Origin of the sequence: Streptomyces sp. SP17BM10 (assembly GCF_036322405.1) — a bacterium.
Taxonomy (GTDB): domain Bacteria; phylum Actinomycetota; class Actinomycetes; order Streptomycetales; family Streptomycetaceae; genus Kitasatospora.
This window is the reverse complement of record NZ_JAQYXB010000669.1, coordinates 141,183-163,830: the sequence shown is the minus strand read 5'-3', so window position 1 is coordinate 163,830 and position 22,648 is coordinate 141,183. Positions and strand designations below refer to the sequence as shown.

The following is a 22,648-nucleotide window of genomic DNA, read 5'->3' as shown; positions in this document are numbered from 1 at the left end:
GGCGGACGGCGTCACACCACGCCCAGCGCGTAGGCGGCGAACAGGGCCGCCCCGGCTCCGGCCGCCGCCTTCCAGGGGCGGGAGAGGGCCGTCCACGGTGCGTCGAACCGCCGGGCGAACCAGCCGACCGCCACCAGCGCGGCCGCGAACAGCGGCAGCAGCGCCAGCCGGGCGGCCACCCAGGCGAGCGAGTCCGGCGCGGTGGTCAGCCCGGGGACGGTGCCGAGGCCGGCGGCGCCGGGCACGGCCACGGCGAGCATCGCGCTCTGGTGCCAGCAGAAGACCGTCATCGCCGACAGGTTGACCACGACCACCGGCAGCCACAGCAGCGGACGGCGGGTCAGCAGCCGGCCCAGGCGCTCCCGCAGCAGCACCGCCGCGCCGCACTGCGCCGCGGCCAGGGCGAGGACCAGCAGGGACGGCGGGTGCGAGTTGGTCCGCTCGACGCCGGGCACGCCGACCATGCTCGCCGGGTAGTGGAACACCAGCAGCAGCGCGGTGAACAGCGCGGCGCCCCCGCCCAGCAGGACCCGCGCGGCTCGGCGGTCGAGCCCGCCGCGCGCCCACAGCACGCCGAGCTGGTAGCCGAACAGCCAGCCCGGCAGGATGTTGACCAGCCCGACCCAGGACGGCACCGCCTCCGCCCACGGCCCGTACCGCAGCGCGTCCACCACGGCGACGACGGCCACCAGGAGCCCCGCCGACCACGCGCCGAGCCGGCGGGCGGCGGCCAGGCAGACCGGGGTGAGCGCCGTCGCCCCGAGGTAGACGGCGATGTACCAGAGCGGCTGCACCACCAGCGTCGCGCCGGTGCGGACGGTGCCGGCCGGGACGCCGAGCCGGGGCAGCACCGGGATCAGCGCCGCCCACACCGCGGTCACGCCGAGCACCGGGCGCAGCAGCCGGACCGTCCGGGCGCGCAGCCAGCCGCCGTACGTCACGCCCCTGGCGCGGGCGCGGTCCAGCGAGTGGACCGAGGAGTGGCCGCCGACCAGGAAGAACACCCCCAGCATCTGCAGCACCCAGCTGACCGGTGCGAAGCCGCCGAGGGAGGAGAGGGGGCTGGCGTTGTGCAGGGTGCCGTCGGGGTCGCGGGTGAAGCCGCCGAGCATCCAGTGCCCGAGCGGGACGGCGAGCAGGGCGAGGGCGCGCAGGCCGTCGAGGGCGCGGTCGCGGTGGGCGGGGGTGCGGGCGTCGACCTCGTGGGCGGCGCGGTGCAGGGCGGTGAGCGGGTGGGCCATGGCGGTGCTCCTGTTCTGGTCGGGGCGGCCGGGCGGTCAGCGGCCCTGGGCGAGGGCGGCGTAGGCGGCGAGGGAGGCGGTGCCGGGGGCGAAGTAGCCGGTGTGGCCGTGCGAGCCGGTGGACGGCACGGGGCGGGCGCCGAAGTCCGGGCCGGTCGGGTCGGCGCCGTGGCCGAGGCCGAACAGCGAGACGTCGGGCACCCGGCCGATCCAGTCGGAGCCGTTGCGGGCGGTGGCCCAGAGCGGGACGCGCGGGTCGAGGTCGGCGGCCGAGCCGACGCCCATGCCGGGTGAGCCGAGCACCACCACGCCGGAGGCCTGTGCGGGGCCCGGGCGGGCCAGGCCGCAGACGACCGAGCCGTAGCTGTGGCAGAAGACGGTGGCCGGGGCCTCGGGGCGGGTGCTGACGGCGAGTCCGTCGAGCAGCCGGGTCAGCCGGCCGGCGCCGGCGCGGGCCAGGTCCTCGGTGGCGGCGTCCAGGCCGAGGCCGACCGGGGTGGTGTAGCCGGCCCAGGCGATGACGGCGCTCGTGCGGCCGGTGGCCTCGTACAAGGACCGAGCCATGCCGGCGGGGGTGCCGTACGGGTCGGCGGCGCGGTCGAAGCTCAGCAGGTCGATGTCGGAGCCGGGGACGACGACGGCGGTGCGGCGGGCGGTGGCCAGGTCGCCGTAGACCTCGGCGATCTGGCCGCGGCCGCGCGGGTCGAAGGCGAGGACCTGTCGTCCGCCGTCGAGCAGGGTGCGGTAGCGCTCGGCGCGGGTGCGGGCGGCGGCCTGGTCCCGCGGGGTGAGCGCCGGGTCGGCGCCTCGGGCGGCCTCCCGGTCGCGCTCGCCGGCGAGGGCCAGGGCGTTGGCGCGGTACCGGAGTCGGACCGGGACGCCGTCCAGGTTGCCGACCACCAGCGGGTGCCGGGCGGCGAGTTCCCCGCTCTGGGCGGGCGTCAGCCCGGAGAAGAAAGCGGCGACTTCGGCCGGGTCGGCGGTGGCCGGGTCGGGCAGCCGGAGGCCGAGCGCGGTGTCGGCCGTCCACGCGGCGCTGCCGGGCGGGGGCCCGGTGACGGCCTGCTGCGTGTCGGCGGCCCAGCCGCCCGCGCCGAGGACCGCCGCGAGGGCGACCGCGGCGGCGGCGAACGCCCGCCTGGCCCGAAACTTTCCCATCTTCCCGCACTCCCTTGTCCGTTGCTCACTGGCGACGGAGAGGAAGGTAGGAACGGAAAGGCCCCGCGGACGTCACACCGCGGGGCCAAGTCCCGGGTGCTACCCGGGTATCACCTGCTACTCGCCGGGGGTCACGAGTCCCGACTCGTAGGCGAGGACGACCGCCTGGGCGCGGTCGCGCAGATCGAGCTTGGCGAGGATCCGGCCGATGTGCGTCTTGACCGTCTGCTCGGCCAGCACCAGGCGGCCGGCGATCTCCTGGTTGGACAGGCCGCGGGCGATCAGCTCCAGCACCTCGGTCTCGCGCGGGGTCAGCCCGTTGAGCCGCACCCTGGGGTCGCGCCGCCGGGCCGGGCGGGTGCGGGCGAAGTCCTCGATCAGGCGGCGCGTCACCGAGGGCGCGAGCAGCGCCTCGCCGGCCGCGACGACGCGGACGGCGGCGATCAGGTCGGCCGGCGGGGCGTCCTTCAGCAGGAAGCCGCTCGCCCCGGCGCGCAGCGCCTCGTACACGTAGTCGTCCACGTCGAAGGTGGTCAGCATCAGCACCTTGGGCCGGTGGGCGCCGCCCCCTGGCCGGCCATCGGCCGCCGGGGCGAGCAGCCGCCGGGCGGCTTCCAGGCCGTCCATGCCGGGCATCCGGACGTCCATCAGGACGACGTCCGGGTGGGTGCGGCCGCTGACCTCCAGGGCCTGCGCGCCGTCCGCCGCGTCCCCCACCACGTCGATGTCGCTCTGGGCGTTCAGCAGCGCGGCGAAGCCGGCCCGCACCATGGCCTGGTCGTCGACGATGATCACGCGGATGGTCATGCGGGTGTCTCCCGGGCGGGGTCGAGGGGCAGGGCGGCGGCCACCTTGAAGCCGCCGTCCGGCAGCGGGCCGGTGTCCAGCCTGCCATCCAGGAGCCGGACGCGTTCGCGCATTCCGACCAGCCCCTGCCCGGTGCCCTCGGCCGAGGCCTCCAGCGACTCGCGGCGCTCGGGCGGCGGTGCGTTCACCACGGTGACCAGCAGCTCCGGGCCGTCGGCCGTGAGCGACACCCAGGCCCGCGCGCCGGGCGCGTGCCGGACGACGTTGGCCAGCGCCTCCTGGACGATCCGGTACGCGGACAGGGCGACGGCCTGCGGCACCCGCTCGGCCAGGCCCGCATCCACCGTCAGCCCGGCCGGCACCCCGGCCCGCGCCACCGTCTCGACCAGCTGGCCGAGTTGCTCCACGCCCGGCTGCGGCGCCGTCTCGGCCCCGTTCTCCTCGCTGCGCAACACCCCCAGCAGGCGCCGCATTTCGGCGAGCGACTCGCGCGCGGTGCCGGCGATCGCGGTGAACTCCTCGACGGCCTCGTCCGGGACGCCGCCGATCCGGTACGGCGCGCTGGCCGCCTGCACGGCGATCACCGACATGTGGTGCGCCACCACGTCGTGCAGCTCGCGGGCGATCCTGGTGCGCTCCTCCAGCAGTGTGCGGCGCTCGCGCTCGGCCTCGCTGATGTGCTCCTGCTCGGTGAGCAGCCGGCGGGCCTCGGCGCGTTCCCGCAGGGCGCCGCCGAGGATCAGGACCGCGCCGCTGAGGGCGATCGCCAGCAGGCTGTTGTCCCCGCCCCAGTCGCGCACCGCGCCGAGCACGGAGAACACGAGGCTCACGACGGTGGTGGCCAGCCACACCGCGACCAGGGTGCGGCGCGCCTCGCGGAGGGCGAGCGGCAGCATGAGGAGCAGGTACCCGACCAGGCTGGTGGCCGGCCAGGGGAAGACCGGCGTGGTCTTGGTGGCCGTGGCGAGGACCAGCGCGGACGTCAGGAGGTTGGTCAGCCCGACCATCCACCAGGCGGGCAGCGGCCGGGCGGGCGCCAGGAGCAGCGGAGCGGTCTGCGCGACGGCGAGGGCGGCGGCGAGCCCGACGTCGATCCCGTAGTCGTTGGCGAGCACGTTGATCGAGCTGGGCAGCAGCGCGGCGATCGCGGCCAGTGCGAGGACGTACGGCAGGTAGCGCAGCCACGGCCGGCGCGACTGCGCCAGTAGCGGCGTGTGGTCGGTGGACGGGCTCAGCAGTGCCGCGAACAGCGCGCGCGGGGACGGCCGGCGGGGCTTCCCGGTGGGCGGGGCGATCATCCGGCCAGCGTAGGGGCGGGCGGCGCGGGTGGCGTCGGACCGGAGGGCCGGATTTCGTCTGGTACCCCGGTATGACTCCGGGCTGTGCACGCTGCACTCTGCACCCCGGACCCCGGACCCCGGTACGACGCCCGGGTGCTACGAGCGCCAGTGGCCGGCGAGGGCCGGCCCGAGCTGGTCGAAGTGGCGCTCGATGACGGCGATCATGCCCTCCGGGCCGGCCGGTTCCTGGTCGGCGGTCCAGGAGAGGTGGGCGGCGCGCAGCACGCTGCCGAAGACGGCGGCGAGGACGGTGGGGCGCAGGTCCAGGGCCGGGTCGAGGCCCTCGCGCTCGGCGATCACCTGGACCACCACCCGCTCCTGTTCGGTGACGCGGCGCAGGTGGGCGGCGAGCAGGGTGGGCGTCTCCTCGATCATCCGCATGAGTTCGAGGGCGCTGTGGATGGAGCCGGGGCCGGTGCGCCCGGCGCTGCCGAGGTCGCGCCAGGCCTTGACGATCGAGGCGCGCAGCGCCTGGAGCGGGGTCTCGGCGGCGGGGCGGTGGCGCAGGCACTCGATGAAGTAGTCCTCGGCGTCGGCCATGACGGCGAGCGCGACCTCGTCCTTGTTGGCGAAGTAGCGGAAGAAGGTGCGCTGGGAGACGTCCACGGCGGTGGCGATCTCGTCGACGGTCGTCTGCGCGAAGCCCTGCCCGAGGAAGAGGACGTGGGCGGCCTGGACGAGGGCGTCGCGGGTCTGCTGCTTCTTGCGCTCGCGCAGTCCGGGCCCCCGACCCAGCGGGGTGATCGGCGCGGGGCCGGTCGGGGCGTCGGGGTGGGGGGCGTGAGCGGCCATGGCGGGGCCTTCCGGGCGCGGGTGCGGTCGGGGTGGGAGGTCAACCTTAGCGGCCTGACAAATGGCAGCACTGGCCAGAAGTCAGCCTTTGCCGATTGTCAGTGGCTGACATAATCTGCCGGAAGTGGCGCCCGTCGGGCCGGGCAGCTCGTGGGGACGGGTGGGCCGGGGCGCCACGCCCCTGTTCATGCGGTTTCGTCCGCGCACACGCCCCGTGGAGGGCCCCGATGAGCCAGTCCGTCGTCAACAACGCCAGGGCGGACGACCCGCCGCAGCGCTCGGCACCGCCGGGGGGTGGGATCAAGGGTCACCCGTGGCTGACCCTGCTGACCGTCGCGGTCGGCGTGATGATGGTCGCCCTCGACGGCACGATCGTCGCGATCGCCAACCCGGTCATCCAGGAGAAGCTGAAGGCCGCGCCTTCCGAGATCCAGTGGGTGACCAGCGGCTACCTGCTCGCGCTGGCCGTCTTCCTGATCACCGCCGGCAAGATCGGCGACCGCTTCGGGCACAAGACGACGTTCCTCGTCGGCGCGGTCGGCTTCGCCGCCACCTCGGCCGCGATCGGCTTCGCCGGCAACATCCGGACCGTGATCGCCTTCCGCGTCCTGCAGGGCCTGTTCGGCGCGCTGCTCCAGCCGGCCGCGCTCGGCCTGCTGCGCGGGGCCTTCCCGGCCGAGAAGCTCAACATGGCGATCGGCATCTGGGGCGGCGTGATCGGCGCCTCCACCGCGGCCGGCCCGATCGTCGGCGGCCTGCTGGTCGAGCACGTCAGCTGGGAGTCGGTGTTCTTCATCAACATCCCGGTCGGCCTGATCGCGCTCGTCCTCGGCCTGCTGGTGCTGCGCGACGTCCGCGCGGAGAACGCCGCCAAGTCCTTCGACGTGCCCGGCATCGCGCTGCTGTCGGTGGCGATGTTCGCCCTCGTCTTCGGCATCATCAAGGCCCCCGAATGGGGCTGGGGCGACCCGTCCACGCTGCTTCTCCTCGGCGGCGCGGTCGTGCTGATGGTGGTGTTCGCGCTCTGGCAGGGCAAGGCGAGGGAGCCGCTGATCCCGCTCGGCCTGTTCCGCTCGGTGCCGCTGTCGGCGGGCACGCTGCTGATGGTGCTGATGGCCTTCGCGTTCTTCGGCGCGATCTTCTTCGTCACCTTCTACCTGCAGAACGTGCACGGGATGACGCCGGTCCAGGCGGGCGTCCACCTGCTGCCGATGACCGGCATGATGATCGTCGGCTCGCCGATCGCGGGCATCGCGATCGGCAAGCTCGGCCCGCGCGTCCCGATCGTGGCCGGCATGCTGATCACCACCGCCGCGATGTTCGGCATGTCCACCCTGGACACCGGCTCCGGCACCGGCGTGATGTCGCTGTGGTTCGTCCTGATGGGCCTCGGCATCAGCCCGGTCATGGTCGGCGCCACCGAGGTGATCGTCGGCAACGCCCCGCTGGAGCTGTCCGGCGTGGCCGGCGGCCTCCAGCAGGCCGCGATGCAGGTCGGCGGCAGCCTCGGCACCGCCGTGCTGGGCGCGCTGATGGCCGCCAAGGTCGGGGACGTGCTGCCCGGCAACTGGGCGAGGGCCGGCCTGCCGCCGGTCGAGGGCCCGCAGGCCGAGGGCCTCAAGCAGGCCGCTCAGCTCGGCATCGCCCCGCCGGCCCCGCCCGGCACCCCGCAGCAGGTCGTGGACGGCATGGCCGACGCGGTCCACCACTCCTTCGTGAGCGGCATGTCGCTCGCCTTCGCGGTGGCCTCGGTGGTGGCCTTCGGCGCCGCCCTGCTCGGCCTGCTCACCCGCCGCGGCGCCAACGACGCGGGCCCGGCCGTGCACATCTGAGTATCGCGCGCCCGTGCGCACGGCCCCGGACCCGGCGGAGTCCGGGGCCGTGCGCGTGTCCGGAGCTGCGATGGAACGAACGAAGGGCCGGACCTGGGAGGTCCGGCCCTTCGGCGCTGGCAGCGGGCTGTCAGGCGTCGCCGCCGGCGGCACCCGGGTCGGCCGCGGTCACGTCGAGCAGCTGGTAGCGGTCCACCGCCTCCTTCAGCGCGCTGCGGTCGATCTTGCCCTGCTTGGCGAGCTCGGTGAGCACCGCCAGGACGACCGACTGCGCGTCGATGTGGAAGAAGCGGCGGGCGGCGCCACGGGTGTCGGCGAAGCCGAAGCCGTCGGCACCCAGCGACTGCCACTGGCCCGGCACCCAGCGCGAGATCTGGTCCGGCACGGCGCGCATCCAGTCGGACACGGCGACGAACGGACCCTCGGAGCCCTGGAGCTTCTGGGTGACGTACGGGACGCGCTGCTGCTCCTCGGGGTGCAGCAGGTTGAACTCCTCGGCCTCCACCGCGTCGCGGCGCAGCTCGTTCCAGGAGGTCGCGGACCACACGTCGGCCTTGACGTTCCACTCCTCGGCGAGGATGCGCTGGGCCTCCAGGGCCCACGGCACCGCCACGCCGGAGGCGAGGATCTGGGCCGGGATCTGGCCGGCGGTGGCCGGCGCGTACTTGTGCAGGCCCTTGAGGATGCCCTCGACGTCCACGTTCTCGGGCTCGGCCGGCATCTTGATCGGCTCGTTGTAGACGGTGAGGTAGTAGAACACGTCCTCGCCGTGCGGGTGCTCGGCACTGGTGCCGTACATCCGGCGCAGACCGTCCTGGACGATGTGCGCGATCTCGAAGCCGTACGCCGGGTCGTACGCGACCACGCCAGGGTTGGTGGAGGCCAGCAGCTGCGAGTGGCCGTCGGCGTGCTGCAGGCCCTCGCCGGTGAGCGTGGTGCGGCCGGCGGTGGCGCCGATCACGAAGCCGCGGGCCAGCTGGTCGGCCATCTGCCAGAACTGGTCGCCGGTGCGCTGGAACCCGAACATCGAGTAGAAGACGTAGACCGGGATCAGCGGCTCGCCGTGGGTCGCGTAGGACGAACCGGCGGCGATCAGCGAGGCGGTGCAGCCGGCCTCGGAGATGCCGTCGTGCAGCATCTGGCCGGTCGGCGACTCCTTGTAGGCCAGGAGCAGGTCGCGGTCGACCGACTCGTAGGTCTGGCCGAGCGGGTTGTAGATCTTCGCCGACGGGAAGAGCGAGTCCATGCCGAAGGTGCGGTACTCGTCGGGCGCGATCGGCACGAAGCGGTTGCCGATGCCCTTGTCCCGCATGAGGTCCTTCAGCACCCGGACGAACGCCATGGTGGTGGCGATGGTCTGGTTGCCGGACCCCTTCTTGACCGCCTTGTAGGCGTCGTCGCCGGGCAGCTCCAGCCGGCGCGGGCGCACCTTGCGGGTGGGCACGTAGCCGCCGAGCTCCTGGCGGCGGTCGTGCATGTACTGGATCTCTTCCGAGTTGCGGCCCGGGTGGTAGTAGGGCGGGTAGCCCTCGTCGAGCTGCTTGTCGGTGATCGGCAGGTGCAGCCGGTCGCGGAAGCGCTTCAGGTCCTCGACCGTCAGCTTCTTCATCTGGTGGGTGGCGTTGCGGCCCTCGAAGTTGGGACCGAGCGTCCAGCCCTTGACCGTCTGGGCCAGGATGACCGTCGGCTGGCCCTTGTGCTCGCGGGCCGCCTTGAACGCCGCGTAGATCTTCTTGTGGTCGTGGCCGCCGCGACCCAGGTGCTGGATCTGCTGGTCGGTCATGTTCTCGACCATCTTGCGCAGGCGCAGGTCCGAGCCGAAGAAGTGCTCGCGGATGTACTGGCCGGTCTCGGTGGCGTAGGTCTGGAACTGGCCGTCCACCGTGGTGTTCAGCTTGTTGACCAGGACGCCGTCGCGGTCCTGCGCGAGCAGCGGGTCCCAGCTGCGGTCCCAGACCAGCTTGATCACGTTCCAGCCGGCGCCCCGGAACTGGGACTCCAGCTCCTGGATGATCTTGCCGTTGCCGCGGACCGGGCCGTCCAGGCGCTGCAGGTTGCAGTTGACCACGAAGGTCAGGTTGTCCAGGCCCTCGCGCGCGGCCAGGGAGAGCTGGCCCAGCGACTCGGGCTCGTCCATCTCGCCGTCGCCGAGGAAGGCGTACACCTGCGAGTCGGAGGTGTCCTTGATGCCGCGGTGCTCCAGGTAGCGGTTCATCCGGGCCTGGTAGATCGCGCCGAGGGGGCCGAGGCCCATCGAGACGGTCGGGAACTCCCAGAAGTCCGGCATCAGCCGCGGGTGCGGGTAGCTGGACAGGCCGTAGGGGGCCTTCGACTTCTCCTGGCGGAACGCGTCGAGCTGCTGCTCGGTGAGTCGGTCCAGGAGGAAGGCGCGGGCGTAGATGCCGGGGGAGGCGTGGCCCTGGAAGAAGATCTGGTCGCCGGACTCGCCCTCGGCGTCCTTGCCGCGGAAGAAGTAGTTGAAGCCGACGTCGTAGAGCGACGCGGAGGAGGCGAAGGTGGCGATGTGGCCGCCCACGCCGATGCCGGGGCGCTGGGCCCGGGAGACCATGACGGCCGCGTTCCAGCGGGTCGCGTTCAGGATCTTGCGCTCGATCTCCTCGTTGCCGGGGAAGAACGGCTCGTCCTTGGTCGCGATGGTGTTGACGTAGTCCGTGCTGCGCATCTCGGGCACGGCGACACGCTTCTCGCGGGCGCGCTCGATCAGGCGGAGCATCAGGTAACGGGCACGCTCGCGCCCCCGCTCGTCGATGGCCGCGTCAAGCGACTCCAGCCATTCCGCGGTCTCCTCGGGATCGAAGTCCGGGACCTGACTCGGAAGGCCGCCAATGATGATCGGGTTGCGATCGGATCCGGAAGCCACGCTGTTCCTTCACTGTCGGTCGAAACTTAGGTGTGTCGCGCCGCCTCCATCGTGCTACCGCGCTCGGAGATCCGTCATCTCTACCGATCGGTAACCGTTCCGCCTGGTGGGCGGGACGGTCTGGCGGTGAGCGGTCCAGGCGTCTTCGCCTGCGCCGCGCACCTCCGGGTGTTACGAACAGAGGTGGTCCGACCTGGTTTCCCGTCCGCCCGATGGCGGGCGGCCGGGGTGAGGGCCAACAGGAGACTCTACGCCCGCGCACGCGCGGACCCGAATGCCGTTCGCATCTCGGGCATGCGTACGGCCTGTGGGCCGGGACCACCCGAAGCATCCTTGTCCCATGCGGAGAAGGGCAAATCGATGTGATTCCCGACACCTCGACCGGCGTGTCCCGCTGCGACACGTCAACCTTTGGAGGGGATCGGGGGTCGGGTACTTGCGCGAACCGCCGCGCCCGTGTGGACTACGGCCACAGCCTCGGCATGGACGCCGAGCCGAATACTGGAGGTTATTCCCGTGAGCGCGACCGCGGACCCCGCGGACAAGTCCAACCCGGCGGCCCGTCTCAACTTCGAGGAGGGCCAGATCGTTCAGGAGCTGGGGTACGACGAAGACACTGACCAGGATCTCCGCGAGGGCATCGAGGAGATCACCGGGACGGATCTCGTCGACGAGGACTACGACGACGTCGCCGACGCCGTCCTGCTGTGGCACCGCGACGACGACGGGGACCTCACCGACGCCCTCGTCGACGCCCTGGAGTACCTGGCCGAGGGTGGCCTCATCTGGCTGCTGACGCCCAAGACCGGCCGCGCCGGCCACATCGAGGCCTCGGACATCGCCGACGCGGCCAAGACCGCCGGCCTGTCGCAGACCAGCTCCATCGCCGTCGCCAAGGACTGGGCGGCCACCCGCCTGGCGACCAAGTCCGCCCCGAAGGCGGGCGGCAAGCGCTGACCGCGCACCGAGCCCCGGGCCGCTGAAGAGCCCCGGCCGGGCCCCGTCGGAACTCCTCCGGCGGGGCCCGGCCTTTTTCCTTCCGGTCCTTCGGTCTTCCGGCCCCCGGCCCCCGGCCCCGGCCCCGGCCCCGGGCCCGCGCCGCGCCGGGGGAGGCGTTCGCCCAGGGCGAAAGCCGTCGGCCGTCCGGCGGCCCGCCGTCACCCGTCCGGCGGAACGCACCCGAACGGATGCGAGGATGTGGTGGCCCGCCGCGCCCGGCGGGCGGCGCCCGCCCGTCAGAAAGGTCCCACCATGGCCGTCGAGGTCGGCACCGAGGCCCCGGACTTCGAGCTCAGGACCCAGCACGGCGAGTCGGTCGCGCTCTCGGACTTCCGCGGCGAGAAGGCCGTCGTCCTGGTCTTCTACCCGTTCGCCTTCACCGGGGTCTGCACCGGCGAGCTCGGCGCGATCCAGAAGGAACTGCCGCGCCTGCAGAACGACGCCGTCCAGGTGCTCGGGATCTCCGTCGACTCGCAGTTCTCCCAACGCGTCTTCGCCGACCGGGAGGGCCTGGACTTCCCGCTGCTCGCCGACTTCTGGCCGCACGGCGAGGTGGCCCGCGCCTACGGCGTCCTCGACGAGGAGAAGGGCTGCGCCCTGCGCGGCACGTTCGTGATCGACCGGACCGGTACGGTCCGCTGGAGCGTCGTGAACGGCCTCCCGGACGCCCGGGACGAGCAGGAGTACCTGCGGGTCCTCGCCTCGCTCTGACGGGCGCGGTCCGGGGTCCGCCGCGGGCTGGTCGCGGGTGCGTCGTGGGGTCGGCGGGGGGAACTTCGAACTACGCTCGGTCCGTTGATCGGGTGGGGCGCGGAGGCCGCCAGGCCGGCTCGTGCCCCGCACCGCACCACCGGGGGCGCGCCGCGCGTGCCTCCCGATTCTTGGAGGACACGTGGGAGTCAGCCTCAGCAAGGGCGGCAACGTCTCGCTCACCAAGGAGGCCCCGGGCCTCGCGGCCGTCGTCGTCGGCCTGGGCTGGGACGTCCGGACCACCACCGGCACGGACTTCGACCTGGACGCCAGTGCGCTGCTCTGCAACGACCTCGGCAAGGTGACCACCGACGGCAACTTCGTCTTCTTCAACAACCTGCGCAGCCCGGACGGCTCGGTCGAGCACACCGGCGACAACCGCACGGGTGAGGGCGAGGGCGACGACGAGGCGATCAAGGTCAACCTGGCCGCCGTCCCGGCCGACGTCCAGAAGATCGTCTTCCCGGTCTCGATCTACGACGCCGAGACCCGCTCGCAGAGCTTCGGCCAGGTGCGCAACGCGTTCATCCGCGTCGTCAACCAGGCCGACAACAAGGAGCTCGCCCGCTACGACCTCTCCGAGGACGCCTCGACCGAGACCGCCATGGTCTTCGGCGAGCTGTACCGGGCCGGCGGCGAGTGGAAGTTCCGGGCCATCGGCCAGGGTTACGCCTCCGGCCTGCGCGGCATCGCCCAGGACTTCGGCGTCAACGTCTGATCCGTCGTTCGTCCGGCGGGGCGCGCGGCGCCCCGGCACCGCGTCACCCGGGCGGGGCCGTCGTGGACCTGTTGGTCCGCGGCGGCCCCGGCTTCGTGCTGTCCGCGGGCGCTGCGAGGATGTGAGTTCAGGAAGTTCAGGCGGCTCGAGGGGGCCGGCCGGGGCCTCGGGCGACTAAACCTGGAACGTCGCGCCGAACACGTGCCCCGGGAGAAGGCAAGGGAGGAAGAACAGTCATGGTCGTCACGCTCGCCAAGGGCGGGAACGTCTCGCTCAGCAAGGCCGCGCCCAATCTGACGCAGGTGCAGATCGGACTCGGCTGGTCCGCCCGCTCCACCACCGGCGCACCGTTCGACCTCGACGCGAGCGCACTGATCTGCGGCGGGGGCCGGGTGCTGGGGGACGAGTACTTCGTCTTCTACAACAACCTCAGCAGCCCGGAGGGTTCCGTCGAGCACCAGGGCGACAACCTCGTCGGCGGCGACGACTCCGGCGACGACGAGGTGGTCCTCGTCAACCTGGAGCTGGTCCCCGCCCAGGCCGACAAGGTCGTGTTCGCGGTCTCGATCTACGAGGCCGAGGCGCGGCTGCAGAACTTCGGCCAGGTGCGCAACGCGTTCATCCGGGTCGTCGACTCCGTGGACGGCCGGGAGATCGCCCGCTACGACCTCTCCGAGGACGCGTCCAGCGAGACCGCGATGATCTTCGGTGAGCTGTACCGGTACGCGGGCGAGTGGAAGTTCCGCGCGGTGGGCCAGGGTTACGCCTCCGGTCTGCGCGGCATCGCCCTCGATTTCGGCGTCAACGTCCAGTAGGGGTCAAAGGCAGCGGAAGGCGGACCAAGCGCATCCCGTCCACGGCCGTGAACAGCGTCGTGAACAACGTCGTGAAGGCGTCGAGACAGTCAAGAAGACAGAGGGCAGTGCGGAGGTGACCTGACCGGGCGGCGCCCGGCCGGGGCGTCTCGGGACGAGGCCGCACCTGGGCACGCCCGAAGCATCCCGAAAGGTAACCAAGTCCCGTGTTCCTCCGCACTTTCGGCTGGTCGTTCGCGATCACCGCCGTCGGCCTCGCCGCGGCCGGTCTCTTCTGGGGGGCCGAGGGGTTCGGCATCGTGCTGATCCTCTCGATCCTGGAGATCTCCCTGTCGTTCGACAACGCGGTGGTCAACGCCACCGTGTTGAAGCGGATGAACCCGTACTGGCAGAAGATCTTCCTGACCGTCGGCGTCCTGATCGCCGTCTTCGGCATGCGCCTGATCTTCCCGCTGCTGGTCGTGGGTCTCACCGCGAAGCTCAACCCCGCGACGGTCGTCGACCTCGCGCTGCACTCCGACAAGACCCACGACGGCCTCACCTACGGCCAGTACCTGCAGGCGGCCAACCCGGCGATCGCGGCCTTCGGCGGCGTCTTCCTGCTCATGATCTTCCTGGACTTCGTGTTCGAGGAGAAGGAGCACAACTGGCTGTCCTGGATCGAGCGTCCGCTGGAGAAGGTCGGCAAGCTGGACGCCCTGTCCTCTGTCGTCGCGCTCGTCGCGCTGGTGCTCTCGGCCCGCTTCTTCGCGGGTGATCACGCCGAGACCGTCCTGCTCGCCGGTGTCCTCGGCCTGATCACCTACCTCGTGGTCGGCGGGCTCTCGTCGATCTTCGAGTCGGGCCTGGAGGCCGAGGCCGAGCGCGAGGAGGAGGACGAGAAGGCCGGGAAGTCGCTGGTCCAGGTGGCCGGCAAGGCGGCGTTCTTCCTCTTCCTCTACCTGGAGGTCCTGGACGCCTCGTTCTCCTTCGACGGCGTGGTCGGCGCGTTCGCCATCTCCAACGACATCTTCATGATCACGCTGGGCCTCGGCATCGGCGCGATGTACATCCGCTCGCTGACCGTCTTCCTGGTCCGCAAGGGCACCCTGGACGACTACGTCTACCTGGAGCACGGCGCGCACTACGCGATCGGCGCGCTCGCCGGGATCCTGCTGGTCGGCATCAAGTTCCACATCCCGGAGATCGTCACCGGCCTGATCGGCGTCGCCTTCATCGGCCTCGCGCTCGGCTCGTCGATCCTGCGCAACCGGCGCGAGGACGCGGACGAGGAGAAGGAACTGGTCGGCGCCGACAAGTAGTTCGCCGCCCGCTCCGCCCGTCACACGCGAAACGGCCGCCTCCCGGGGATTCCGGGGAGGCGGCCGTTTCGCGTGGTGCGCCCGGGGCTGTGGTGCGTCCGGGGCCGTGTCGTGCCTGGGGCTCCGGTGTGCCCGGGGCTCAGCCCAGCTGCTGCTCGATGGCGCGCAGCTTGCGCTCCAGGGAGTCCAGCTTCGGCATCGACAGCGTGTCGTCGTCGGCCGTGAGGTCGATCGCCGAGCTGCGGCGGGCGGAGTCCGACGAGTCGAGGGCGGACGACGAGGAGGACGTGCTCAGGGCGGAGGAGGAGTAGGTCGAGGTGCCGGTCGACGACGAGTAGGTCGTCGGCGACGAGTACGACGACGAGGACGAGTACGACGACGAGCCGACGGCGGCGCGCGGGGTGCGGGCGGAGTCCAGTGCGCTGCGCGAGGCGGGCTCGAACAGGGAGCCCGTCGAGGCGGGGGAGGCGGTGTCGGACCCGGCGACTAGGGCAGGCTCCGTAGCGGTCGGGCCGTCGCCGGCCGCCGTGAGCGCGGGCAGGTTGCGGCCGCCGCGGGTCCGCGACAGCACGCCGCCCTGGCGCCGGGAGAGCGCCTTCAGCTCGGCCCGCTCGCGGCGGTCGGCGGTGCGGGCGCGCACCTTGGCGTCCTGCTTCGCCTGGCGCTCCTCGCGCACCTCCTCGACCGCCTCGTCCAGGCTGCGGACGTTCTCCAGCAGCATCAGCGACCACGCCGCGTACGTCTCGCGCGGGGCGCGCAGCCAGCGCACGATCCGGATCTGCGGCAGCGGGCGCGGCACCAGGCCCTGCTCGCGCAGCGCGGCCTTGCGGGTCTGCTTCAGCGCCCGGTCGAACAGGATGGCCGCCGAGATCGACATGCCGGAGAAGAACTGCGGGGCGCCGGCGTGACCGAGGCCGCGCGGCGCGTGCACCCAGTTGAACCAGGCCGAGGCGATCGCGAAGACCCAGACCAGCAGGCGCGAGCCGAGCGCCGCGTCACCGTGGCTGGCCTCGCGGACGGCGAGCACCGAGCAGAACATCGCGGCGCCGTCCAGGCCGAACGGGACGAGGTACTCCCAGCCGTTCGACAGGCCCAGGTTCTCCTTGCCGAAGCCCACCAGGCCGTGGAAGGACAGCGCGGCCGCGACGCCGGCGCAGCAGAACAGCAGCGTGTACGAGGAGATCCCGTAGATCATCTCCTTGCGGCGGCGCCGCTCCTCGCTGCGCTCCCAGGAGTCGCCGGACTCGTCCTTCTTCGCGTTCTTGAATCGCAGCGTCGCCATGAGGACGGCGACGAACAGCAGGGCTGCGCCGCCGACGACGGTCCAGACCAGCTGTATGGAGGTCAGGTTCATTGCGGGTCGGGCCTCGGGTTTCCGCAGGGGACAGTTTCACGGGCGAGCGAGGGGAGTGACACGAACAGTCAGGTCCGCTCGTGGCTGACGGTCCTGACGGACCGTCCGTACCGTTCGTCGCCGCACGGTGTGCCCACCGCGCCCGCGCAGGGGCGGACGGGACACCTGTGCGGCTAGACGATATCGCGTCCGAAGGGGCGGCATGTTACGGGAGGGCGGCTTCCTCCCGCCAATCGGGCCTTCCGCGCACTTCGGTGAACACGGGACGGCCGGATCGGGTAGGGGAGAAGAGGCCGGGGTACCGAACGGCCGGGCCGATGCCCGATCATGGAGCGGCGGACCGTCAGATCGCCTGGCGGGAGCAGGGGGAGGACTGGATGGTCTCGATCTGGGAGTACCTGCGCGGCGACCGGAGCCACACCTTCGACGACCCGGGCGGCCAGCACAAGGTCACCCTCACCAAGTCGGTCCCGCAGCACGCGATCACCGGCGCCGCGGCCACCACCGGCTACCTCTACGTCAACCTGCACTGGACCATGCGCTCCAGTGCCGGTCGGCCCAGCGGGCGCGAGACGCTCAAGCGCTTCTTCAGCCCGCGCATCTTCAGCCCGGTGGAGCCGCCGTCCCAGACGAACGAACAGGTCAACGTCGACCTCGACCTGGCGTGCATGTACGAACTCACCGACGGCACCCGCGGCGTGGTGCAGCCGCTCGGCAACCTCTTCGGCGACCTGCGCGACCCTCCGTACATCAAGCTCAGCGGCGACGACCAGTACGGGGCGCCGTCGGGCGAGACGATGTACGTGAACCTGGAGAAGAAGGACAAGTTCAAACGGCTGCTCATCTTCGTCTACATCTACGACGGCACCCCGGCCTTCGAGCAGTCGCACGCGGTGGTGACGATCGTGCCGCAGACCGGACCGCGGATCGAGATCAAGCTGGAGGAGCGGGCCCGGGCGGCGCGGTCCTGTGCGGTGGTGCTGATCGAGAACGCGGGGGACAACCAGCTGACGGTGCGTCGCGAGGTGCGGTACGTCAACGGGTTCCAGGCGGACATCGACCGGCTGTACGGATTCGGGATGCAGTGGCAGCGCGGGTACAAGAACCAGGGGGAGTGACGGGGTGACGCGACCGGCCCCGCCGGGGTGCTGTGCACGCTCGGCGGGGCTCCGGGGGGCGGGGCTCCGCTCGGCAGGGCTCTGCTCGGCAGGGCGCCGGGCGGGCTCCGCTCAGTGGGGTTCTCAGCGGGGTTCTCAGCGGGGCTGGAACTGCGGGCCCTGCGGGGGCAGCGCGAACTCCTCGGCCGCGGGCTGGTTCTGCGTGGTCGGCGCGGTCGGCGCGGTCGGCGGCTGGGGTGGCTGGGCCTGGGACGGGTAGCCGTAGCCGCCGGGGTGCTGCTGGTGAGGGACCGGGGGGGTCTGCGGCGGGTAGCCGTATCCCGTGCCGGGCTGCGGCGGCGGGTAGCCGTAGCCCTGGGCGGGCTGCTGCTGCGAGGCGTGTCCGGGCGGCGGCGGGTAGCCGTAGCCCGTGCCGGGCTGTGGGGGCGGCGGGTAGCCGTACCCGGTGCCGGGCTGCGGGGCGGGGTGCGTGGGTGGCATCGGCGGGGGTGTGTTCGGCGCCGGCGAGCCGGACGGCGGGGTCATCGTGGGCGGGTTCGCCGGCGGCGGCGGTGTGGCGGTGCCGGCCGTCGGTGCCGCGGTGGGCGGGGGCGGGGTCGCCGCGCCGGCGGGTGCCGGGACGGCGGGGGCCAGCGTGAAGGTGCCGGGCTCGGGGCGGGCGGCCGCCGGGTGGGACGTCGGCAGCGGGGTGCTGCGCGGATCGACGGCGGGCGTCGGTGCGGCGGCCGGTGCGGCGGCGGCCTGCTGGGCCGCCTGCTCGGCCTCGTCCTCGACGGTGATGCCGAAGTCCGTCGCCAGCCCGATCAGCCCGGCGCTGTAGCCCTGGCCGACCGCCCGGAACTTCCAGGTGCCCGAGCGCCGGTACAGCTCGCCCGCGACCAGCGCGGTGACGGTGTCGGCGTCGGTGATCGCGAACTCGGCGATCGGGGGCGCGCTCTCGCCGGTCGAGGCGTCGAAGAGCAGGACGCGCAGCCCGGGCACCGCGCCGAAGGCGCCGCCCTCGGAGGAGCCCGCCAGCACCACCCGGTCGACGTCGGCCGTCAGCTTGGCCAGTTCGACCTCGACGGTGTCCGTGATCTCGGTGCCGTCCGGGGTCCGCTGCTTGGGCAGGTGGCGCACCAGGCCGGAGGGGTGCCGCGGCTGGTTGTAGAAGACGAAGTCGGCGTCCGAACGGACCCTGCCGTCGGCGCCGAGCAGCAGCGCGGACGCGTCCACGTCCGGCGCACCGGGCGTGGCGCTCCAGCGCAGCACGGCGCGGACCGCCGCCGCCGGCAGTGCGATGTTGGCGCCCTTGGCCATCACGTGCGTCATAGCCGACCATCCTGCCCGTTCGCCACCCCTTCGGACAACGTGACCGGAGCTGCCGGGATCGCACCGGATTTTGCCAAGCCTTGCGTTTGGCGCTCCGTTCCCCGGCGCGACCTGGATCGGGTCAAGTGGACGGTAGCCTTCCGGTAGCCGTGCGGAACGGGGTGCGGGACCGGTCGTCCTCGGCCGGAAGTCGCCTCCGGCGCGCGGTGCGTCCGCCGGCCGGGCTGGTGCCGGGCTGGTGCCGGGCACTCCGGGCGCACCGGGCGCCCCGGACGGGACGGTGCGGGCGCTGTACGGACGGACGATCGGGAACCACCGCGACGGGCGGACCGGTTAACTCTCGTGTCGTCCCGCGCCGCCGCGCGCCGCTTCGCACCCCGGAAACGTGCCGGCGGGCGTCGAAACCCCTGAGGAGAGCACCTTGCGCCATTTCGGCCACCTCGCCGACGACGTACGCGGCCGGCTCTTCCTCGAACCGCCCCGGCCGTTCTCCCCCGACGGCGACCCGGCCCTGCTCGCCACCGCCCTCGGCGGCACCCTCTACAGCCCCGCGACGCGGCCCGCCCTGGCCGCCGACATCCGCAAACAGGCTGCTCGGGGCGTCGTCTCGATGGTCCTCTGCCTGGAGGACGCGATCGCCGACCACGAGGTGGACGCGGGGGAGCGCAACCTCGTCGAGCAGTTGGGCGACCTGGTCATGGATTTCACGGACTGCACACAATCTCACCCCCTTCTCTTCATCAGAGTTCGCGCCCCCTCCCAGATCGTCGATCTCACTCGACGGCTCGGCCCCGCCGTCGGACTGCTCAGCGGCTTCGTCCTGCCCAAGTTCACCGAGCACGCCGGCGGCGCGTACCTGGCCGCGCTCGCCGAGGCCGAGCGCGCCTGCGGGCGACGACTGTTCGCGATGCCCGTCCTGGAGTCGCCCGAACTGGCCCACCTGGAGACCCGGCGCACCCAGTTGTTCGGCATCGCCCGGCTGCTCGCCGAGCACCGCGACCGCGTGCTCGCCGTGCGCCTCGGTGTCACCGACCTCTGCTCCGCGTACGGCCTGCGGCGCTCGCCCGACCTCACCGCGTACGACGTCGCGCTGGTGGCCGGGGTGATCGGCGACGTCGTCAACGTCCTCGGGCGGGCGGACGGCACCGGGCACACCGTCACGGGACCGGTCTGGGAGTACTTCCCGCACCAGGAGCGGATGTTCCGGCCGCAGCTGCGGCGCACGCCGTTCGCGTCCGGCCCCGGACACGGGTTCGGCACGGGCGAGGGGGTCCGGCGGCGGATCATCGAGCACGACCTGGACGGGCTGATCCGCGAGATCCAACTCGACCGTGCCAACGGCCTGTTGGGCAAGACCTGCATCCACCCCAGTCACGTGCCCGCGGTGCACGCGCTCTCCGTCGTCACGCACGAGGAGTACTGCGACGCCCAGGACGTCCTCCGGCAGGAGCGCGGAGGCGGCGGGGTGCTGCGTTCTGCGTACACCAACAAGATGAACGAGGCCCGGCCGCATCGGGCCTGGGCGGAGCGGGTGCTGCTGCGTGCCGAGGTGTTCGGCGTGGCGCGGGAGGACGTGGGCTTCGCGGAGCTGCTGGTGAGCACCTTGGACGGGTGAGCGGCCTGCGAGTTTGCGAAGAACGGACCGTCGGATCAATGGAAGCGGGACTGTAGTGGCAGGGACAGGGACAGGGCCAGGGGCGGTGGCCGGGGCGGTGGCAGTGACGGCGCGGCAGACGTGGACCGGGCGCTGGGTCGCCGAGCGGGCCGGCGTCGACCTGGTCGGCTCCGACCGCCTCACCGACCTCGTCGGCCTCGCCCTCCGCGAGAACCGCAAACGCGCCCATCTGCTCGTCTCCACCGTGCTCGGCAAGCACGTGCCGCAGTGCCCCTCGGTCGTCCACGGCGCCGGGCTCGACCTCGGCGTGCAGGTCCGCGAACTGCTCGGCTCCGAGGCCGCCCGCGCCGTCGTCCTCGGGTACGCGGAGACCGCGACGGCGCTCGGCCAGAGCGTCGCCGACGCCCTCGACGTGCCCTACCTCCACTCCACCCGGCGCCCCGTGCCGGGTGTGCGGCCGCTCGGCGGCTTCGCGGAGGAGCACTCGCACGCGACCGCGCACCTGCTGCTTCCGGCAGACCCCCGACTCCTGTGCGGTGACGGTCCGTTGGTGCTCGTCGACGACGAGCTCTCGACCGGCACGACCGTCCTCAACACCATCCGCGAACTCCACGCGCACCACCCGCGCTCCCACTACGTCCTCGTCGCCCTGGTCGACCTGCGCACCGAGGCCGACCGCCACCGCCTCGCCGGCTTCGCCGCCGAACTCGGCGTCCGCCTGGACCTGGTGGCCGCCGCCGCCGGTGCCGTCCGGCTGCCCGCCGACATCCTCGACCGGGCCGGCCGCCTGATCGCCGAGGCCGGTCCGGCCCCCGAACTCCCGCCCGCCGCCGCGCCCGCCCCGCTCGTCCGCGTCGTCCTCGACTGGCCGGCCGCCCTCCCGGACGGCGGGCGGCACGGCTTCACCCCCGCGGACCGCGCCCGCCTCGACGCCGCCCTGCCCCGCCTGGCCGGGCAGCTGGCCGACGCGCTCGGCGACGAACTCCCGGACCGAATACTGGTGTTGGGCTTCGAGGAGTTGATGTACGCGCCGCTGCGGCTGGCCGGTGCGCTCGCCGAGCGGCTGGGCGGTGCCCACTTGGGTGCGGGTCGGCTGAGTGGGGCCCGGTTGGGCGGGGAGCGTGTGAGGTTCTCGACGACGACCCGCTCGCCCGTCCTCGCCGTCGACGACCCCGGCTACGCCATCCGCACCCGCCTCGCCTTCCCCGCCCACGACGACCCGCAGGACGACGCCTCGCGCGAGCGCTATGCCTACAACGTCGCTCCGGGCACGGACCCCGACCGTCGCTTCGGCGCCGTCGTACTGGTCGTCGACGACGTCGCCGACACGGCGACGCTGGCCGAGGGCGAGCGCGCGCTGCTCACGCAGCTGCGGCAGGTCACCGACCGGGTGGTGCTCGCGGTGCTGCCCTCGTACCGACCGGAGGCTCCCGTGCAGCCGTCGCGTCCGCTGCCACGGCCCTTGAGGGGGCCGGGGTTCTCCTCCTACCGCCCCGACGAGGTCGCCTGGCTGCTCAAGGACCTCTCCGGCGTCCCACTCGAAGCCCCCACCGAGGAGCGCGAGGAGGCCGTCCAGCACGGCGGCGCCCATTACGCCGAGTCGCTGCCGGTCGAGTACCGGCCGAGCCCCGCGTACCAGGAGCTCTACCACCAGGCACTGCGCGCCTCCGCCCGCCGCATGGCCGTCGCCGTCGGCACCGTCGCCGAGACGCTGCTGCGCGAGCGCGGCCGGGGCCTGGTCCTCGCGTCGCTGGCGCGGGCCGGGACGCCCGTCGGCATCCTGGTGCGCCGCTGGCTCGCCTTCGCACACGGCCTCGACGTGCCGCACTACGCGGTCTCGATCGTCCGCGGCCGTGGCCTCGACCCCGTCGCCCTGCGCTACCTCGCCACCCACCACCACGCCCCCGACGTCGTGTTCGTCGACGGCTGGACGGGCAAGGGCGCGATCACCCGCGAACTCGCCGCCGCCCTGACCGGCACCCCCTTCGACCCCGGCCTCGCCGTGCTGGCCGACCCCGGCCGCTGCGTGCGCACCTACGGCACCCGGGACGACTTCCTGATCCCCTCCGCCTGCCTCAACTCCACCGTGTCCGGACTGGTTTCGCGCACCGTGCTGCGCGAGGACCTGATCGGTCCGGACGACTTCCACGGCGCCAAGCACTACACCGAGCTGGCCGACGGGGACGTCTCCGCCGCCTTCCTCGACACCGTGGCCGGCCACTTCGCGGCCGTCCGGGACGGCGTCGCGCTCGCCGCCGGCCGGCTCGCCGCCGACCCCGACCGCACGCCCGACTGGGCCGGCTGGGCCGCCGTCGAGCGGATCGCCGACGAGTACGGCATCGGCAGCGTGAACCTCGTCAAGCCCGGCGTCGGCGAGACCACGCGGGTCCTGCTGCGCCGTGTCCCCTGGCGGGTGCTCGCCCGGCGCGGCGCCGGCGCCGACCTCGACCACGTGCGGCTGCTCGCCGCACAGCGCGGGGTACCGGTGGAGGAGGTCGACGACCTGCCGTACACGTGCGTCGGCCTCATCCACCCGCGGTTCAGTCGGGGAGCAACAGGCGCTTCCGGCAAGGCTGTTGAGGAGAAGTTCTGATGCACTCGCGGTTCCCCACCCGG

17 protein-coding genes are annotated in these 22,648 nt (G+C 72.8%); 9 read left to right on the top strand and 8 right to left on the bottom strand.

Annotated features, from left to right (window positions below; genetic code table 11):
• Positions 1-11: 11 nt before the first annotated feature.
• From PUR71_RS33825 to PUR71_RS33805, 5 genes are all read right to left on the bottom strand, one after another.
• Positions 12-1,241, bottom strand: a complete 1,230-nt coding sequence (locus PUR71_RS33825; RefSeq protein WP_329931040.1) for an acyltransferase family protein — start codon at positions 1,239-1,241, stop codon at positions 12-14.
• Between the two features lie 36 nt (positions 1,242-1,277).
• Positions 1,278-2,399, bottom strand: coding sequence for an alpha/beta hydrolase (locus PUR71_RS33820; RefSeq protein ID WP_329931039.1), 1,122 nt, complete (start codon positions 2,397-2,399; stop codon positions 1,278-1,280).
• Positions 2,400-2,516: 117 nt separating this feature from the next.
• On the bottom strand, positions 2,517-3,206 hold the full coding sequence (locus PUR71_RS33815) for a response regulator transcription factor (RefSeq protein ID WP_329931038.1): 690 nt from the start codon (positions 3,204-3,206) through the stop codon (positions 2,517-2,519).
• Positions 3,203-4,504, bottom strand: coding sequence for a sensor histidine kinase (locus PUR71_RS33810; protein WP_329931037.1), 1,302 nt, complete (start codon positions 4,502-4,504; stop codon positions 3,203-3,205). The genes PUR71_RS33815 and PUR71_RS33810 overlap by 4 nt, the downstream gene beginning before the upstream one ends.
• Before the next feature lie 138 nt (positions 4,505-4,642).
• Positions 4,643-5,338, bottom strand: a complete 696-nt coding sequence (locus tag PUR71_RS33805; protein ID WP_329931036.1) for a TetR family transcriptional regulator — start codon at positions 5,336-5,338, stop codon at positions 4,643-4,645.
• Between the two features lie 227 nt (positions 5,339-5,565).
• Here PUR71_RS33805 and PUR71_RS33800 point away from each other — a divergent pair, with 227 nt between their 5' ends.
• Entirely contained in the window at positions 5,566-7,170 is a 1,605-nt protein-coding gene (locus tag PUR71_RS33800; RefSeq protein WP_329931035.1) for an MFS transporter, read from the top strand.
• A 130-nt stretch (positions 7,171-7,300) separates the two neighbouring features.
• On the opposite strand, the gene aceE is transcribed toward PUR71_RS33800, so the two are convergent.
• The gene (aceE, locus tag PUR71_RS33795; RefSeq protein WP_329931034.1) at positions 7,301-10,051 is read right to left on the bottom strand and encodes a pyruvate dehydrogenase (acetyl-transferring), homodimeric type; all 2,751 of its coding nucleotides are present in this window, start codon (positions 10,049-10,051) and stop codon (positions 7,301-7,303) included.
• Between the two features lie 516 nt (positions 10,052-10,567).
• Between aceE and PUR71_RS33790 the strand changes: the two genes are divergently transcribed.
• The 5 genes from PUR71_RS33790 to PUR71_RS33770 all read left to right on the top strand — a co-directional run bounded on the left by PUR71_RS33790 (position 10,568) and on the right by PUR71_RS33770 (position 14,634).
• A complete protein-coding gene (locus PUR71_RS33790; RefSeq protein ID WP_329931033.1) occupies positions 10,568-11,008 on the top strand; it encodes a DUF3052 domain-containing protein in 441 nt (146 codons plus the stop codon).
• A gap of 294 nt (positions 11,009-11,302) precedes the next feature.
• On the top strand, positions 11,303-11,761 hold the full coding sequence (locus PUR71_RS33785; protein WP_329931032.1) for a peroxiredoxin: 459 nt from the start codon (positions 11,303-11,305) through the stop codon (positions 11,759-11,761).
• Between the two features lie 181 nt (positions 11,762-11,942).
• Positions 11,943-12,518, top strand: a complete 576-nt coding sequence (locus tag PUR71_RS33780) for a TerD family protein (RefSeq protein ID WP_329931031.1) — start codon at positions 11,943-11,945, stop codon at positions 12,516-12,518.
• A gap of 236 nt (positions 12,519-12,754) precedes the next feature.
• Positions 12,755-13,333, top strand: a complete 579-nt coding sequence (locus tag PUR71_RS33775) for a TerD family protein (protein ID WP_329931030.1) — start codon at positions 12,755-12,757, stop codon at positions 13,331-13,333.
• Between the two features lie 206 nt (positions 13,334-13,539).
• Positions 13,540-14,634, top strand: coding sequence for a DUF475 domain-containing protein (locus tag PUR71_RS33770; RefSeq protein WP_329931029.1), 1,095 nt, complete (start codon positions 13,540-13,542; stop codon positions 14,632-14,634).
• A gap of 139 nt (positions 14,635-14,773) precedes the next feature.
• Here PUR71_RS33770 and PUR71_RS33765 read toward each other — a convergent pair whose 3' ends face one another.
• Positions 14,774-15,988: a DUF2637 domain-containing protein gene (locus PUR71_RS33765; RefSeq protein WP_329931028.1), complete on the bottom strand. Its 1,215-nt coding sequence runs from the start codon at positions 15,986-15,988 to the stop codon at positions 14,774-14,776.
• A 377-nt stretch (positions 15,989-16,365) separates the two neighbouring features.
• Between PUR71_RS33765 and PUR71_RS33760 the strand changes: the two genes are divergently transcribed.
• The gene (locus PUR71_RS33760; RefSeq protein ID WP_443077675.1) at positions 16,366-17,106 is read left to right on the top strand and encodes a TerD family protein; all 741 of its coding nucleotides are present in this window, start codon (positions 16,366-16,368) and stop codon (positions 17,104-17,106) included.
• A 135-nt stretch (positions 17,107-17,241) separates the two neighbouring features.
• On the opposite strand, the gene PUR71_RS33755 is transcribed toward PUR71_RS33760, so the two are convergent.
• A complete protein-coding gene (locus PUR71_RS33755; protein ID WP_329931026.1) occupies positions 17,242-18,417 on the bottom strand; it encodes a TerD family protein in 1,176 nt (391 codons plus the stop codon).
• Between the two features lie 421 nt (positions 18,418-18,838).
• On the opposite strand from PUR71_RS33755, the gene PUR71_RS33750 reads away from it, so the two are divergent.
• A complete protein-coding gene (locus PUR71_RS33750) occupies positions 18,839-20,032 on the top strand; it encodes an HpcH/HpaI aldolase/citrate lyase family protein (protein WP_329931025.1) in 1,194 nt (397 codons plus the stop codon).
• 103 nt (positions 20,033-20,135) lie between these two features.
• The gene (locus PUR71_RS33745) at positions 20,136-22,625 is read left to right on the top strand and encodes a phosphoribosyltransferase (protein ID WP_329931024.1); all 2,490 of its coding nucleotides are present in this window, start codon (positions 20,136-20,138) and stop codon (positions 22,623-22,625) included.
• Positions 22,626-22,648: the final 23 nt, after the last annotated feature.